Origin of the sequence: Pseudarthrobacter sp. WHRI 8279 (genome assembly GCF_040224115.2) — a bacterium.
Lineage (GTDB): Bacteria > Actinomycetota > Actinomycetes > Actinomycetales > Micrococcaceae > Arthrobacter.
Genome location: NZ_CP168162.1, coordinates 1,320,696 through 1,336,458, shown reverse-complemented (window position 1 = coordinate 1,336,458; position 15,763 = coordinate 1,320,696). Strand labels below are relative to the sequence as shown.

Sequence of the window (15,763 nt, the reverse complement as noted above, 5' to 3'; positions counted from 1 at the left end):
GGTCCTTGGTACATGATGTCCCGGCGGGACAACGGGAGGTAGGGCCGAAAGTCACGGCAGGGGCTGCCGGCAAGTTGCAGGGGCCACCGGCAGGTTACGGGAGAGCCGACGGCGGCTCTTGCGCAGGCGGTTCACGGCGTGGTGGTTCCTGTGCCGTCGGCAGGACGTCAGCGGGTCCCTGGTCAAGCCGGAACGGCGGGTATTCATCGCGCATGAGGGCCGTGTAGGCCAGGACGCGGTAGATCCAGCGGTTGATGCCGAGGATGAAATCGAACAGCGGCCGCTGGTACCGCCCGGTGAACAGCAGGGCCACCACGGCCACCAGGACGAGCAAGCCCAGCAGGGACGGGCCTGTTGCGCGCTCATAGGTCGTTCCCAGGTCACCGGCTTCCGTTTCCCACGTCCAGGTGGCTCCGGACAGGGCGGCGACAATCAGCAAATGCGGAAGGGACAGGAGCCACCACTTCACCAGAACCAGCCCGCGGGACAGCTTCTCCGGGTAGTCCACTTCGAAGTCCGCCGGATAATCGGTGCGTGCCAGGGTGAAGGGCGGGTAGCGGTCCGTGCCCGCAGCTGCATAGGCGTAAAAAGCCACCCGCCAGTTCCAGCGCAGGACTCCCACGTTGAAGTCGAACAGGGGGCGGGGGTAGCGGCCGGTGAACAGGATGGCGAAGCCTGCCACAATCGTGGTCACGAGGAACGCGAACCACAGGAAGACCAGCACGATGAAATGCGGAATGGCAAGGAACCACTTGACCAGCCACATCGCCCGGGACAGGGCCGGATCAAGGTCACCGAAAAGCCGGGCGGGATAGGGAGCCTGGTCTGCCCGGTCCGCAGCCCCGGGGTGCGGCACCGCTGGGATACCAGGGGCTCCGGCTCCCGGCACAGGTGATGCTCCGGCTCCGGGCGCACCCGGTGCTCCAAGGGGTCCGGGGACTGGTGTTCCGGGCACTGCTCCGGCAGGCCCGGCAGGCGGCCCATAACCGGTCGATGGACCGTAGCCAGCCGCATAGCCGGGCTGTGTTCCGTACCCCGGCGCGTACCCGGGCTGTGTTCCATACCCCGGCGGCGGCCCGTATCCAGGTGGTGGTGCGGCAGGCCCCCGGGGACGCTGCCGCGCGTGCCGTCCGAGGCCCACGGCTCCCAGGATGAGCAAAGGGATCCCCAGCGCCAGCGCAATTGCGCCTCCCACCAGCAGGCCTGTGGCAGCGGGCATGATCAGGTCCGAGCGGAATCCCGCCTGTACCTGGGCATCCACGCCAAGGCTGCCGTCGGCGTTCATGATGACGATTTCCCAGCTGCCGGCGGCCAGGTCCCAGGTGAGCTCCTGTTCGCCGGGCCCGGAGGCGGACGTGCTCCAGAACGTTTGCTCGGCCGGAGGTTCAGGTGTGCCGGTGCCTGGAATGTCACGGTATTCGGCCCGGAAGGGCCGGCTGTCCACTTCGAGCAGTTCGGAATGGTGCACGCCCGAAAGGTAACGCTCAACGTCCTCCTGCGGGGCAACCCCTATGAAGATCTCCTTGCCCGGTTCTGCGGACGTGGCCCGCAGCCTCAGCGTCCCGACGTCGAAAGGCAGGCGCGGCGGGACGCCCTCGCCCACGGCATCAAGCCTGGGCGAGGTCAGGGCGTGGGATCCGACGGCCAGGCGGGCAGTGCCTGACGTGAGGTAGCCATCTCCCTGCGCGGATCCGACCACTGAGGCCGCCGCCCCTCCGGCGAGAGTGGCGAGGCCAACCATCGAGATGAGTATCCCGAGGATGAGCATTATTGCTGAAGCAGTCTTCTTCATGACGCCAACCCGAACGTAGGAGGTGGTTACAGCTATGGGGAGAAGCAGCAGGCCGGGGCTGGCCTAGTTCTTGTTCTTGGTGGCCTGGATGCGGGTAATAACAGTGGGGCAGGGCAGGTGCCGCAGGACGCCGTGGGCCGTGGATCCCAGCAGGAGCCGTTGAATCCCGCCGCGGCCGCGGCTTCCCACCACGAGCATCCTGGCGCTCCTCGCGGCATCCACCAGCGCATCGACCGGGCTCCGCTCGGTTTCCAGCACCTGGTGCACCTGGAGGCTTGGATAGTCTTCCTTCAGTCCGGCCACCGTTTCCGCCAGGACAAGGCGCTCCTCTTCGGCAATAAGCTCGGCGAGGCTGGTGGATGTCAGGCCGGCATCCACCACACGGTCGGGGGCGATGATCGCGTACACCACTGTCAGCTCGTCACCTTCCCGGTCTGCCTCGGCTGCGGCGAAAGCCACGGCCTGCGTCGCTTCCTTCGAACCGTCAACACCTACCACCACACCGGAGCGGCCCTCCAGGTCCTGCGTTCCCACCACGGCCACCGGAACCTTCGAAGAGGCTGCCACCTGGAGCGCCCGGTCGGCCAGTGAACCGCCCAGGTGGCCGGTGCCGGAGCCGATGACCACCATGGACGCCTTGGCGGAATACTTCGCCAGCGAACGTCCTACGCTTCCGGTGAGAAGCCGGGTGGTGATGGTGGTGGGGAACGCGTCCCGGACCCGTCCTGCCGCAGTCTGCAGGAGACGGTCACCGGCCTCTTCCATAACGCCGATCCAGGGATACGGTTCCGCCACCCACCTGTCGTCCACAACATGGACGATCACCAGGGGCACACCGTGGCGCTCCGCCCGGCGCGCCGCCCACAGCACCGCCGCCTGGCTTTGCGGTGAGTCGTTGGTGGCGGCGGCGACTGGTTTACGAGTTGTCATAACCGGATCTCCTCATTCGCACGGGCGTGGGTCTCCTATAACACTGGCCCCGCAACCACGCGGGACATAGGGCCAAAGGTCACGGCAAGATACAGGTTGGGACGGGCCCCGCCGCGGACCTCGTCGAAGAGCCGGCCCGGTTCTGGCGGATCAGTGCGGAGACGTTAGCAACGCCGCAGGGTCGTCAGTATGCTTACTATTGTTTTACTCCAGCTGTTCGAAGAGAAAGGCATCACCATGACGGAACAGAACCTTCCCGATGAGGGGCTCGAGGTTGTCCAGGATGACGACGTGCTCCTTGATGAGACTCCGGGTGCGGCTTCCTCCCTTGAGCTTGACCCTGTGAATGGCGAGCCGGACAGCTACCCGGGCGCGGCCGAGGACAATCCGGACCGCTGGCAGGAGGATCCGTTGATCCAGGATGAGGCGGTTTCGGGAGAGGAAGAGGACTTCATCAGCGAACAGACTTTCCGGGATGAATCGGCGCAGTCCCGCTTGGAGGCTGAGGGACAGGCCGCCTCCGCTACGCCCACCCTGGGGGAGGCGGTTGCCGACGTCGACTTCGGCGAAGAACCCACAGGGCTGGAAGCTGATGCCAGCGACGACGAGGAAAACTTCGGCGGTTCGCCGCTGAGCGAATTCGAACCCGACGACCTGGAACGTTAAGGAACAAAAGGACACGCCGCAGAGGGGCCCACTGCTCCCCGAACGCCGGACCGGGAAACCGTTCCGGTGTTCGGGGGGCAGTTTCTGTTTTAGGGTTGCCGGAAAATCGGCATCTGCCATGCTGCCACCGCCGTGAGTTCGCCGGTGAATCCACGGGACGAAAGACTCTGGCGTTAGACGTCCCTTTGCCGGGACAGTCAATCAGGGTTCGGCAGCAGGGCAGGAGGAGCAGCGATGATGTACTGGGACGGAAACATGGGCGCCTGGGTCTACGCCCTGATGGTGGTGGGCTTCGTCCTGTTCTGGGGAGCAATCATCGCGGCCATTGTCCTTTTTGCCCGGTCCATGTCCCCGGGTAACCGCGGGCGTACCGGCAATGGGCCCGGTGGAAGCGCTGCGGAGGACCTCTTGGCCGAACGCTTCGCCCGCGGCGACATTGACGAGACTGAATACACGGCCAGGTTGGCGGCCCTGCGCCGTGCCCGCGGAGCCTGAGCATCGGGTTCCGCGGGCAGCGGAGTCCCCTACTGGAAGTCGGCCTGCCAGAGGTCCGGACCGAACACTTCGTACTGGATGTCCTTCGGCGGAACGCCCTTGGAGACGAGGCTGCTTCGCACGGACTGGAGGAAGGGCAGCGGGCCGCAGAGATAATACTCGGCGTCCAGCGGGAGCTCGACGGCGTTCACGTCCATGAACCCGGCGAAGCCGGAGGCGTCGGAGTCCTGGTTGAGGAACCAGGCGTGCATGGAGCCGTCGGACAGCAACGCCAGGTCCTCGGTGACTTGCCGGCGCAGCGGAAACGATCCGGGGCTGTCATCGGCATGCAGGAGCACCACTTGGCGCTGGCTGCCGGCTTTGACCAGGTGCGAGAGCATGCCGGCCATCGGCGTCACCCCGATCCCCGCACTGGCCATCACTACCGGCCTGTCCGTGTACTCCAGCACTACATCCCCGAAGGGGGCTGAAAGCACCACCTCATCGCCTACCCTGACGTCGTTGTGCAGGAGGTTGGACATTTCGCCGTCGGGCGTTCCCTGCCCGTGCACCCGCTTGACGGCGAAGTGGCGGTGCCTGCCGTCGTCTGCGCGGGTGAGGCTGTACTGCCGTGGCTGGTGGACGCCGTCCTTCATGAGCATCTTGATGGTCACGTACTGTCCCGGCAGGGAAGGCTTCACCTCCCTCTCGTCGACGCGCTCCACAACGAAAGTGACGACGTCGTCCGTCTCCTGGATGCGTTCAGCCACCCGCCAGGTGCGCCAGATGGTCTCGGGAGACAAGTGCACAGCGTTGTACAGCCCCCGTTCCTGGTTGATCAGCATGTTGCCCATCAGCCAGTAGACCTCATCCCAGGCGGCGGCTACCTCGGGGGTAACGGCCTCGCCGAGCACATCGACGATGGCCCAGAACAGGTGCTCGTGGACAATCTCGTACTGGTCCGGGCTCAGGCCCAGGGAGACGTGCTTGTGCGCAACCCTGGACAGCAGGTGGTCAGGCAACTGGTCGGGCTTTTCCACGAGGTACCGGGCAAACGCTGCGATGGATCCGGCCAGCGCCTGTTGCTGCCGCCCGTCAGCCTGGTTGCCCCGGTTGAACAGGCCGTCCAGCAGGTCCGGCCGTGCGTCAAACATGTGCTGGTAGAACCGTTTGGCGATCTCTTGGATGTTTTCGCCGACCACAGGCAGCGTTGCCTTGATCACGGGGAGGGAGGTGTCTGAAAGCATGTTGGTTACCTTCCGGGTAGCGGGTTCCCTGGCGGGGGAGGGGGCCTGAGGCGTGCAAATTTAGCAGCCGCCCCGGCACGCCGGTAGGGGCAACCGCCCCTATTCCCGAGCACCCAGGCCGCGCCCCCAGGAAGCAAGCGGCAGCGGGGATGTTCGGCCTGTCCCCTCGACGTGGGCCCAAACTGCGCTAAAATCGTAAGCAGGCTGATGAATATCGGTTGGCAGGATCACTACTGAAGGAGTTTCACATGAACTTGGGAAGCATGATCAAAAATGCCGCTGGACGATTCGCAGGCAGGACCGGGACCGGCGGTACTGCCCGCGGGACCGGGCTGAATGCAGCCCGTCGGACGCCCGGCACAACGGGTGCCGCAGGTGCCAGGCCTGGCGGCATGGCCGGCAGGATCATGGGAATGCTCCGGCGGCGCTAAGCCGCCGCCGCATCCACAAAAGCAGGTACCGGATTCTCCGGCACCTGCTTTTTGGTCCTTAAAGCCATGCGCGAGCTCGTTGTCCTCGGCACCGCCTCCCAGGTCCCCACCCGGACCCGGAACCATAACGGCTACCTCCTGCGCTGGGACGGCGAGGGCCTGCTGTTCGATCCTGGCGAGGGAACGCAGCGCCAAATGATCCACGCCGGGGTCTCAACGAACATGATCACCCGCATCTGCCTCACCCACGTTCACGGCGACCACTGCTTCGGGCTGCCGGGGGTGCTTTCGCGCATGGCCCTCGACGCCGTGCCCCATCCGGTCCATCTGCACTATCCATCCACCGGCGGGGACATGGTCCGCGCCCTTGTATCCGTCAGCACACCGGGTATCGACCTCAGGCTGCACCCGCACGGCGAAGCCGGAGCGGTGGCAGAAGGACTGGAAGTCCGGCCCCTCAAACACCGGATAGAGACCTACGGCTACCGCCTGGCCGAACCGGACGGCCGGACCCTGCTGCCGGAACGCCTGCAGGCGGCAGGGATATCCGGGCCGGACGCAGGGCGGCTGCAGCGCCAAGGGAGCCTGGGCGGCGTGCAGCTTGAAGACGTCAGCGTCGCCCGGCCGGGCCAGCGATTCGCCTTCGTAATGGACACCGCGCCCTGTCCGGGCGCAGAGGAACTTGCCGACGGCGCCGACCTCCTCGTCGCCGAGTCGACCTTCGCTGACGACGACGCCGGGTTGGCCGGCCAGTACCGCCACCTCACAGCCGGGCAGGCCGGAGAGTTGGCGGCACGTTCCGGCGCCCGCACCCTGGTGCTCACGCACTTCTCCTCACGGTACGGCGACGACGCCTCACTGCTCCTGGCCCAGGCCGGTGCCCGCGCGGGTTCTGCTGCAGTCATCGCGGCTGAGGACCTGCAGCGCATCCCCTTCCCCCGGCGGCGGCGCTTATCCCACGGCCCCGCACTGCGCCCCGGGCCAGTCGATGCAACAAAGCCACGTCCCTCAGCCAGCCCAGTTAGCCTTGGAGGCCACTCATGAGCGCAGCTTCAGAAGAAGTCTCGGACGTTACTGCCCACGGCAAGGAGCCCACCCTCAAGCGGGTGCTGGGACCCAAGCTCCTGCTGCTGTTCATTGTGGGCGACATCCTCGGCGCCGGCGTCTACGCGGTAACCGGGACCATGGCCGGCACCGTAGGGGGAATCGTCTGGCTGCCGTTCCTGCTGGCCTTCGTGGTGGCAACGCTCACCGCCTTCTCCTACCTCGAACTGGTCACGCAGTATCCGCAGGCCGCGGGTGCCGCGCTGTACACGCACAAGGCCTTCGGGATCCACTTCGTCACCTTCCTGGTGGCATTTGCCGTGGTCTGCTCGGGAATCACCAGCGCGTCCACGTCTGCGAACGTCCTGGCGCAGAACTTCTTCGGCGGCCTTGAGATCAATGGCTGGATGGGCAAACCGGGGCAGGGCGTGATTACCGCGGTGGCCCTTGGATTCATGCTCCTCCTGGCTGCCATCAACCTGCGTGGCGTGGGGGAGAGCGTCAAGTTCAATGTTGTGCTCACAGTGGTGGAGATGGCAGCACTGTGCATCGTGATCGGTGTCGGGTTCTTTGTCATGGCCCAGGGGACGGGAAACCCGGGCGAGATCTTCGTCTTCAACGACTCCCAGGACAAGGGGCTCTTCCTCGCCGTGACCGCAGCGACGTCCATCGCGTTCTTCGCCATGGTGGGCTTCGAGGATTCGGTCAACATGGTGGAAGAGACCCAGAACCCCGAAAAGATCTTTCCCCGCACCATGCTCACCGGCCTGGGCATAGCAGTGCTGCTGTACATGCTGGTAGCTGTGTCCGTGGTGAGCGTCCTTTCGCCCACGGAGCTCGAGGGCATCCGGGAAGCTGAAGGCGCTGCCCTGCTGGAAGTGGTCCACAAGGGCTCGCCGGACTTCCCGATCGACAGGGTCTTCCCCTTCCTGGCCGTCTTCGCCGTCGCCAACACGGCACTCATCAACATGCTCATGGCCAGCCGGCTGATTTACGGCATGGCCCGCCAGCACGTCCTGCCCGGCGCCTTGGGGAAAGTCCTTCCGGTCCGGCGCACCCCGTGGGCGGGGATCGCCTTCTCCACTGTCCTGGCCCTGGGCCTCATCCTGTATGTCACCAGTGATCCCGAAAGCAACATCGTGGCCAACCTGTCCGGCACCACCGCCTTCCTGTTGCTTTGTGTCTTCACGGTGGTCAACGTGGCCTGCCTGGTGCTGCGCCGCAAGCGGGATCCCCACCGCAAAGTGTTCTTCACATCCCCGGGCCCTCTGCCGCTCGTGGCCGCGCTGCTCTGCGCCTTCCTGGCCGGCCCGTGGGTCGGCAGGAACATCATCCAGTACCAGATTGCCGGCGGACTGATGGCCATTGGAGTCATCCTGTGGCTTATCACCTGGCTGATCAACCGGCGCGCCAACGACGGCGATAGGGTTGATCCATGACTGCAGCAGCAGAATCAACTGTCACCTTCGAAGGCCTTTTTGCCCGCGACCTCCCGGAACTCTCCGTTCCCTGGCAGGCAGAGGAAGCGCCGGAACCCTCGCTCCTGGTCCTTAACGAAGCACTGGCCGGTGAGCTGGGGCTGGCTCCCGAATACCTGCGGACCACCGAAGGCGTTCGGCTCCTCCTGGGCAACCATGTCCCGGCCGGCGCCACGCCCGTGGCCCAGGCATACGCCGGGCACCAGTTCGGCGGTTACTCGCCGCTGCTCGGCGACGGCCGGGCACTCCTGCTCGGCGAACTGCCGGACGGCGGCGGCCGTCTGCGGGACGTGCACCTCAAAGGCTCCGGCCGCACACCTTTTGCCCGGGCAGGCGACGGCCGCGCCGTCGTCGGCCCCATGCTGCGCGAATACCTGGTGAGCGAGGCAATGCATGCCTTGAACATTCCCACCACACGGGCTTTGGCCGTTGTGGCCACAGGACGCCCGGTGCGGCGGGACACCATGCTGCCCGGCGCCGTCCTCGCCCGGGTGGCCAGCAGCCACCTCCGGGTGGGCAGTTTCCAATATGCCCGGGCCACGGACAACATGGAGCTCCTGCGCCGGCTCGCGGACCACGCCATCAGCAGGCACTACCCGGCCGCAGCGCAGGCCGAAAATCCCTACCTGGAACTGTTCGCCTCGGTGGTGGCTGCCCAGGCCGGGCTGGTGGCCCGGTGGATGCTGGTGGGGTTTGTGCACGGCGTCATGAACACGGACAACATGACCATTTCGGGCGAAACCATCGACTACGGGCCCTGCGCCTTCATGGATGCTTTCAACCCCGGTGCCGTGTACAGCTCCATCGACGTCGGCGGGCGCTACGCCTACGCCAACCAGCCGGTGGTGGCCGAGTGGAACCTGGCGCGGCTGGCGGAGGCGATGCTGCCGCTCTTCCACGAGGACCAGGAACAGGCAGTCGCGCCCGCAGTGGAGGCGCTGGGGAAGTTCCGCAGCCAGTACAGCGACGCCTGGTTCGACGGCATGAAGGCAAAGCTGGGCATCGCCGCCGGCCCGGCCGGAAGTGAAGAAGGCGACGAGGCATCGGAACTGGTGGACGGGGTCATCGGCCTGCTCAAGGACGGACCTGTCGATTACACACAGTTCTTCCGGAGCCTTGGCCAGGCAGCCAGGGGAAACACCAGGCCGGCGCGAGGCATGGTCCTGGACCTCGCCGCCTTTGATGCTTGGGCTGAGCGCTGGGCCCGCCTCAAGCCCGACGCCGGTCTGATGGACAGCGTCAACCCGGTGTACATTCCCCGGAACCATCTGGTGGAGGAAGCGCTGGCAGCAGCAACGGAGGGGGACATGGGCCCCTTCAGCCGCCTTTTGGAGGTGGTGAGGTCCCCGTTCGAGGAACGCGAGGGGCTGGAGCGCTATACCGAAGGTCCGCCGGAAGACTTCGGCACCTACCGGACCTTCTGCGGTACCTGAGGCGGGCACGGGAGAACCGCGCGGAGGAAGTCCCGGGGAGACAGAACAAGGGCGGCAGCCGGGAGAACCCGGCTGCCGCCCTTGTCTCGAGTGGCCTGGCCCTTACGGGCCAGCTGCGCCTGTGTCCGTGGTGACTATGCCACGCGGACGAAGGAAGCGCCGCTGAGCCAGCTGATGGAGTGAACCTCGGTCTGGTTGCCGTTCACGCCGCCGCTGACAACCTGGCCGTCGCCGGCGTAGACGCCCACGTGGCCGGCGGTGATCACCAGGTCGCCGGGGGCGGGGGTGCCCACGGTGGTGCCGTACTGGTAGAACTGGCCGGGGGCAAGGTCGCCGACGGACTTGCCGACCGTGCGCAGGGCCTTCTCCACCATGGCGGTGCAGTCCTGGATCTGGCCCAGCTGGCCGTAGGCGTTGGCCAGGATGGCTGCTCCGGCGCCGCTGCCGGTGGCTGCAACCGGGGCGGACGCGTAGGACATGTTCATGCCGGTGTTAGCCGGGGTGGTAACAGCAGCGGTCTGGACCGGTGCCGGTGCTGCAGCAGGTGCAACGTAGGCTGCGGCCGGGGCGGCAGCAGCGGTTCCGGCGGCGGGAATCTGGATCTGGTCACCGGGGTAGATGATCGTGGAGACAGAAAGCCCGTTGGCCGACAGGACGTCATTCAGGCTGACGCCGTAAGCGGTGGCAATGGCACCAAGGGTGTCGCCCGATACAACCGTGTGGGTGTTGCCGGCTGCCGCGGCGGGGGCCGCGGCTGCCGGAGCAGGGGCGGCGTAAGCCTGGACGCTAGCGGTCTCGGTGGTGTCCGGACCGTTCACACCGGCGTGAGCCGGGGCTCCGACGCCGAAGGCAATGCCGGAGGCTGCTGCCACGGCGAGAGCCGGACGGCCCAGGGACTTGGCCGAAACAGCCAGTCCTTCGATCGCGATGGAGCGGGCCGGGGTTGCGCGGTGACGGGCGGTGGTGGAATTTTTTGACACAGTTGATCGCCTCTCCCATGCCTGCGGGGTGAGCTGTCGGGTTCGGGTTGGAGATACCCGGCCGGCAACACCTCCGAAGGGAACGGACGCGCTATCGACTTAACCCCAAGGCCTTCAAAAGGCCGCGGAAACTTGGTTCCCCCGTCCCTGCCAGCTGGAAAGCGTTGGTTCCCGGGTCAGTGGCAGGGCTCGGCATTCTGACGGGGAATGTCCCGTCTGGGAGGGACACCTGAAGACCATAACCCGACTTACCACCCATTGTCACATTTAGATAACATGCGAGGCGCGGCTCTCGATTACGCAATCAACTGGATTTCCCGGTGCCACGGCGTTCCAGCCCGGGCGGGCAGGCGCGCCGATTTGTGGGGACGTGTTATTTATCACAAAGACGTTAAGGAGGGACCGAGCCTGCCCGGCGACCTTGTTCTTCACGTGCCCGGGGAGGAGTATGTTCGGCACCCCACGAGGAGGCATTGCGATGCAGCTTGGCAAGTATGAGAGATACCTGATTGAGGAATTCTTCGACGATTACAAGTCCGGCGCGCTGAGCCAGCGCACCTTTACCCGGCGGGTTGCCTTCATTACCGGCAGCATGGCGGCAGCGTCGGCGGCGATGCTGCTGGTGGGCTGTACCCCCAGCGAGGTGCCGCGGAGCACCGATCCCATGCCCACCCCGGAACCGTCCCCTACGTCCGCTGCCGGGACCCTCGGGACTGCGGGATCGGGTGCGGTCCCCGGGGCAAAGAGCCCGCTCTCCGTTCCGGAGGGGGCGCCAGGATTGACGACGGCGTCCGTCCAGTTTCCGTCCGGCGGCGCCTCCGTCAGTGCCTACCTGGCCAGGCCGGAGCGGGACGGTCGCAGTCCTGCCGTGCTGATCTGCCACGAGAACCGCGGACTGACGCCCCACATCGAAGACGTGGCCCGCCGCTTCGCGAAGGAGGGGTACGCCGCCCTCGCGCTTGACCTGCTCAGCCGTGAAGGCGGGACGGCCGGAATGGACCGCGACGCCGTACCCGGCGCCCTCACCCAGGCCGGCGCCCAGCGGCACGTGGCCGACTTCGCAGCAGCCCTGGAGTATCTCCAGGCCCAGGACTTCGTGGATGGCGGACGCATCGCCATGACCGGCTATTGCTTCGGTGGCGGCATCACCTGGCAGGCGGCAGCGGAACTGGACGGGCTGAAAGCCACCGCGGCGTTTTACGGGCCCGCCCCGGACCTGGCCAAAGTGCCGGACATCAGGGCAGCCGTTTTCGGCGTCTACGCTGAACTGGACCAACGCATCACCGGCCCTATGCCTGCACTCAAGGATGCGCTGGCAGCCTCCGGCGTTGTCCACCAGCTCACGGTCTACCCCGGCGTGGACCATGCCTTCCACAACGACACCGGGGACCGCTACAACGAAGCCCAGGCCACGGCCGCGTGGAACGACACCCTTGCCTGGTTTGACCAGCACCTGTAAAAAAACCCGCGTCCCGGCCCTGGTCGATGAAACGGAACTTCCTCCGCTCCATAACGATGTAGAAACGTCCGCCTTCAACCTGCCGATCAAGGCGGTAGGCTTCCGGACTATGTCCCGGTTCGTTACCAAATCCAGGGCGCCCCTGCCCGTGGCGCTTCTTTCGTGTGCCCTGGCAGGAAGTCTGTGGCTGGTGCCGGCAGCCTCCGCGGACAGCAGTCCCGGGGATTACCCGTCCTGGGAGGAGGTGCAAGGCGCGAAGGAAAGCGAGGCCGGAAAGGCCGCGGAAATCGCCAAGATTGATGGCCTGCTCTACAGCCTCCAGGAGCAATCCGAGGCCGCCGGCTCCGCTGCGGTGCAGGCGGCGGCGGAGTATGCAGGCACCGACGCGGCATTGCAGGCCGCCGCCGCCAGGGTGGAGGCCCTTGCAGCGCAGGCCGCACAGGCTGACTCGGAGCTGGTCCAGTACAGGAAGGAACTTGGTGCGCTGGCGGCCCAGTCATACAAGACCGGCGGCACGAACATGGGGTTCTTTGTTGCCCTGGACGCTGTCCAGGCCAACACCGTACACGGGCTCAACGTGGTGCAGATCGTGGGGGACAAGACCGCCGCGCTCGTGCATAAGGCGCGGGCCGCAGGGGAAATTTCTGCTGCACTGGCTGCCCAGGAACAGGCCGCAAAGGATGAGCGCGGACGGCTGGCCCTTGAAGCCGAAGCCAGGCTCGGAGCGGCCCGCTCGGCCCAGGACGGCCTGGCCCGCAAGTCGGCGGACGAAAAGGAGCGGGGCGCGCAGCTGACAGCGCAGTTGGCGTCGCTCAAAGGTACGACGGCGGAGGTGGAGAACGCGTACCGGCAAGGCGAGGCGGCGCGCGCCGCCTACGAGGCATCCCAGGCGGCCAAACGGGCCGCCGCCGAAGAGCAGTCCCGCCGGCAGGCCGACGCGGCTGCCAGGGAACCGGCGCTGCCCGCAGCCCGTCCGGCGCCTCCGGCCCGCCCCGCGCCTGCTGGTCCTGCGCCCGCCCCGGCTGGTCCCGCCCCGGTTGATCCCGCTCCCGCTCCGGCTCCGGCAAACCCTGCCCCGGCACTTCCTTCCCCTGCAGTCCCGGCGCCCGCCCCGCCCAGCCCGCCGCCCGTCGTCGTGCCTTCCCTTCCCGGCGGCGCGGTCAATGACCCGGCAGGAGCCAAAAACTACGCCTCCGGCAGGCTGGGCGCGCACGGCTGGGGCCAGGACCAGTTCCTTTGCCTCGCCCAGCTGTGGACCAAGGAATCGAACTGGCTGACCACCGCCACAAACCCCTATTCCGGCGCCTACGGAATCGCCCAGGCCCTGCCGCCGGGTAAGTATTCAAGTGCCGGCGCCGACTGGCTGACCAGTTACCGGACACAGGTCGACTGGGGACTGGGCTACATCCGGGAGCGTTACGGCTCGCCCTGCGCCGCCTGGAACCACTCCATGGCAAAGAACTGGTACTGACCCCGCGTAGGCTTTTCCCATGCCCGACTATGAACGCTTCCGGATGCTGCTCGAGGAGGAGCGGGAACGGAAGGTGGCCCTGCTTCCGGCGCTCCGTGCGGACATCGCCGCCGCCAACTCGGCGCGCCAGGATTCGAACGTGGACGACGAACACGACCCCGAAGGCTCCACCATCGCCTTCGAGCTGTCCCAGGCGGCGGCCCTGCTGAAGCAAAGCAGTGCGGGGCTGGACCAGGTTGACGCAGCCCTGGCCAGGATCGCTGCCGGCACGTACGGGACCTGCGCCGTCTGCGGGGAAGCCATTGCCGAAGGCAGGCTGGAGGCACGCCCCTGGACCCCGTTCTGCATCCGCCACGCATCGGCAGGCCGCAACCAGTGAGCAGCGGCGCCGGCCCGGTGATGGCTGCTGCAGAATTCGTTGACCGCACTCTGCAGAATGAGGGCGCGTGGTACCGGGCGGACGACGTCGAGGGCAGGCTGGGCGGCCGGCTCTCCTCGTACGGCTCCTCGGTGGGCGCGGTCCGCGGAACCGTCCGCGACGTCCTGCGGAAGTACAAGGACTTTGACCACGACGCCGTTGTGCAGCTGGCATCCGCCCTGTGGGGCCAGCCCCGGCCAGGTGCCAAGCCGGTTTTTGAACGCCGGCTCGCCGCCATTGTGTTGCTGCAAACCAGGGTGCAGCTCCTTCGCCACTCGGACCTGACCCGCATCGAGGGGTTCCTGCGGTCCGCCGGGACCCGGGAACTGACCGAACCGCTGCTGGCCGACGTCGTGGCGCCCTTCCTGGCGCGGCTCGGCGGACGGGACCGGCAGCGCGCAGATGTTGTCCTGGCCCGATGGCGGACGGACTCCGACAGCCAGCTGCGCGCCGCCGCCGCCTTCATCCACCAGCAAGCCGCCCCCGAAGCCCCACCACAAGGAGACACCCATGAGCGATCCCTATAACCTCGACCGGTTCGTTGCTGCCCAGGAGAGCGGCAGCGCTTACGATCAGGCCCTGTCAGAACTTCAGCTGGGCAGGAAGTCCGGCCACTGGATGTGGTTCATCTTTCCGCAGATCGCAGGCCTGGGGCACAGTGAGATGTCCCGGCGGTATGCCATCAGCTCCCTGGCTGAAGCGCGGGAGTACCTGGACCACCCGGTGCTGGGCCCAAGGCTGCTCGAGTCCGCCCTTGCCGTCACCAACCACTCAGGCCAGCCGGCCGAGGACATCCTTGGAGGCATAGACGCCCGAAAGCTGCACTCGTCAATGACGTTGTTCCTCCGTGCAGCCCCGGGGGAAACGGTGTTCAAGACCGTCCTGGCCCAGTTCTTCGACGGCCAGCCCGACCCCGCCACCGACGACCTGCTGGCCGGGACGGACGAAAAATAGGACGCAGGAGATAAGGCCGACGGCGGTGCCTCGCGCACCACGCGCAAGGCACCGCCGTCGGCCGCTGTTCTTTGAGCCTGCGGCTATGGTGTGGGGCTGCCGCCATTGACGTTCAGGGTCTCGCCCACAACATAGCTGGACTCCGGCGAGGCGAGGAAGACGTAGGCGGGGGCGAGCTCCGCCGGCTGGCCGGCCCGGCCCAGGGGCGTCGACTGCCCGAACTCCGGCAGCTCCTCCTTCGGCTGGCCGCTGCTGACCTGCAGCGGGGTCCAGATGGGACCCGGCGCCACCGCATTGACGCGGATGCCCTTGGGCGCAAGCTGCTGCGCCAGGCCCTTCGTGAAGTTGTTGATGCTGGCTTTGGTGGTGGCGTAATCCACCAGCGTCGGGGACGGGTTGTAGGCCTGGATGGACGTGGTGTTAATGATGGTGGACCCGGCCGGCATGTGGGGGAGCGCAGCCTTGGTCAGCCAGAACATCGCGTACACATTGGTCTTCAGGGTGTGGTCGAACTGCTCATCGGTGATGTCGGCGAGGTCCTCCTGGGCCACCTGCTTCCCGGCGTTGTTGACCAGGATGTCGATGCTGCCCAGCACCGCCACGGCAGTGTCCACCACATCTCGGCACACGGACGCGTCCTTGAGGTCGCCCGGAACCTTGACGGCCTTGCGCCCGGCGGCCTCGATAATGCCGGCAATGCGCGCGGCGTCCTCCTCCTCTTCCGGAAGGTAGGACAGAACGACGTCCGCCCCCTCCCGGGCGAAGGCAATGGCCGTTGCCGCGCCGATGCCGGAGTCCGCGCCGGTGACGATCGCCTTGCGGCCTTCCAGCCTGCCGGTACCGCGGTAGGTTTCCTCACCGAGGTCGGCCTTGGGTGCCAGCTCCGCGTCCAGTCCCGGCTCGGGCTGGTGCTGCTTTGGCGGGGAGATCTTTTCGTACGCGGTGACCGGATTGCGGAAGGTGTACTGGTCTGTCATGGCAGTCCT

The 15,763-nt window shown here is 66.6% G+C and carries 16 protein-coding genes and 1 riboswitch; of the genes, 11 read left to right on the top strand and 5 right to left on the bottom strand.

Annotated features, from left to right (window positions below; all coding sequences use genetic code 11):
- Positions 1-94 precede the first annotated feature (94 nt).
- Together ABRP28_RS06005 and ABRP28_RS06000 are read right to left on the bottom strand one after the other, a co-directional pair.
- Positions 95-1,792: a DUF4389 domain-containing protein gene (locus ABRP28_RS06005; RefSeq protein ID WP_350002422.1), complete on the bottom strand. Its 1,698-nt coding sequence runs from the start codon at positions 1,790-1,792 to the stop codon at positions 95-97.
- Positions 1,793-1,855: 63 nt separating this feature from the next.
- Positions 1,856-2,722: a universal stress protein gene (locus tag ABRP28_RS06000; protein WP_350002421.1), complete on the bottom strand. Its 867-nt coding sequence runs from the start codon at positions 2,720-2,722 to the stop codon at positions 1,856-1,858.
- Between the two features lie 189 nt (positions 2,723-2,911).
- Here ABRP28_RS06000 and ABRP28_RS05995 point away from each other — a divergent pair, with 189 nt between their 5' ends.
- On the top strand, positions 2,912-3,388 hold the full coding sequence (locus ABRP28_RS05995) for a hypothetical protein (RefSeq protein WP_350002420.1): 477 nt from the start codon (positions 2,912-2,914) through the stop codon (positions 3,386-3,388).
- Positions 3,389-3,622: 234 nt separating this feature from the next.
- A complete protein-coding gene (locus ABRP28_RS05990) occupies positions 3,623-3,883 on the top strand; it encodes a hypothetical protein (RefSeq protein WP_350002419.1) in 261 nt (86 codons plus the stop codon).
- A 29-nt stretch (positions 3,884-3,912) separates the two neighbouring features.
- On the opposite strand, the gene ABRP28_RS05985 is transcribed toward ABRP28_RS05990, so the two are convergent.
- On the bottom strand, positions 3,913-5,109 hold the full coding sequence (locus ABRP28_RS05985) for a globin domain-containing protein (RefSeq protein WP_350002418.1): 1,197 nt from the start codon (positions 5,107-5,109) through the stop codon (positions 3,913-3,915).
- Between the two features lie 248 nt (positions 5,110-5,357).
- Between ABRP28_RS05985 and ABRP28_RS05980 the strand changes: the two genes are divergently transcribed.
- From ABRP28_RS05980 to ABRP28_RS05965, 4 genes are all read left to right on the top strand, one after another.
- Positions 5,358-5,540 carry a hypothetical protein gene (locus ABRP28_RS05980; RefSeq protein ID WP_350002417.1) on the top strand — a complete coding sequence of 61 codons (183 nt, stop codon included), beginning with the start codon at positions 5,358-5,360 and terminating at the stop codon, positions 5,538-5,540.
- A 66-nt stretch (positions 5,541-5,606) separates the two neighbouring features.
- A complete protein-coding gene (locus ABRP28_RS05975) occupies positions 5,607-6,584 on the top strand; it encodes a ribonuclease Z (RefSeq protein ID WP_350002416.1) in 978 nt (325 codons plus the stop codon).
- The gene (locus ABRP28_RS05970; RefSeq protein ID WP_350002415.1) at positions 6,581-8,023 is read left to right on the top strand and encodes an APC family permease; all 1,443 of its coding nucleotides are present in this window, start codon (positions 6,581-6,583) and stop codon (positions 8,021-8,023) included. Before ABRP28_RS05975 ends, ABRP28_RS05970 begins: the two co-directional genes overlap by 4 nt.
- Positions 8,020-9,495 carry a protein adenylyltransferase SelO gene (locus ABRP28_RS05965; protein WP_350002414.1) on the top strand — a complete coding sequence of 492 codons (1,476 nt, stop codon included), beginning with the start codon at positions 8,020-8,022 and terminating at the stop codon, positions 9,493-9,495. Before ABRP28_RS05970 ends, ABRP28_RS05965 begins: the two co-directional genes overlap by 4 nt.
- Positions 9,496-9,629: 134 nt before the next feature.
- On the opposite strand, the gene ABRP28_RS05960 is transcribed toward ABRP28_RS05965, so the two are convergent.
- Positions 9,630-10,475, bottom strand: coding sequence for a LysM peptidoglycan-binding domain-containing protein (locus ABRP28_RS05960; RefSeq protein WP_350002413.1), 846 nt, complete (start codon positions 10,473-10,475; stop codon positions 9,630-9,632).
- Positions 10,476-10,478: 3 nt separating this feature from the next.
- Positions 10,479-10,680: riboswitch (cyclic di-AMP (ydaO/yuaA leader) on the bottom strand.
- A gap of 273 nt (positions 10,681-10,953) precedes the next feature.
- Here ABRP28_RS05960 and ABRP28_RS05955 point away from each other — a divergent pair.
- The 5 genes from ABRP28_RS05955 (at position 10,954) to ABRP28_RS05935 (ending at position 14,777) form a co-directional block, all read left to right on the top strand.
- Positions 10,954-11,934 (top strand): dienelactone hydrolase family protein, encoded by a 981-nt coding sequence (locus ABRP28_RS05955; protein WP_350002412.1) that lies wholly within the window; start codon positions 10,954-10,956, stop codon positions 11,932-11,934.
- A gap of 190 nt (positions 11,935-12,124) precedes the next feature.
- Positions 12,125-13,405 carry a lytic transglycosylase domain-containing protein gene (locus ABRP28_RS05950; RefSeq protein ID WP_350002411.1) on the top strand — a complete coding sequence of 427 codons (1,281 nt, stop codon included), beginning with the start codon at positions 12,125-12,127 and terminating at the stop codon, positions 13,403-13,405.
- A 19-nt stretch (positions 13,406-13,424) separates the two neighbouring features.
- Positions 13,425-13,784, top strand: coding sequence for a TraR/DksA C4-type zinc finger protein (locus ABRP28_RS05945; RefSeq protein WP_350002410.1), 360 nt, complete (start codon positions 13,425-13,427; stop codon positions 13,782-13,784).
- Positions 13,781-14,350: a DNA alkylation repair protein gene (locus ABRP28_RS05940; RefSeq protein ID WP_350002409.1), complete on the top strand. Its 570-nt coding sequence runs from the start codon at positions 13,781-13,783 to the stop codon at positions 14,348-14,350. Before ABRP28_RS05945 ends, ABRP28_RS05940 begins: the two co-directional genes overlap by 4 nt.
- Positions 14,334-14,777, top strand: coding sequence for a DUF1810 domain-containing protein (locus tag ABRP28_RS05935; protein ID WP_350002408.1), 444 nt, complete (start codon positions 14,334-14,336; stop codon positions 14,775-14,777). Before ABRP28_RS05940 ends, ABRP28_RS05935 begins: the two co-directional genes overlap by 17 nt.
- A gap of 83 nt (positions 14,778-14,860) precedes the next feature.
- Here the strand turns inward: ABRP28_RS05935 and ABRP28_RS05930 are convergent, their stop codons facing one another.
- Entirely contained in the window at positions 14,861-15,754 is an 894-nt protein-coding gene (locus ABRP28_RS05930; RefSeq protein WP_231456889.1) for a glucose 1-dehydrogenase, read from the bottom strand.
- Positions 15,755-15,763 lie beyond the last annotated feature (9 nt).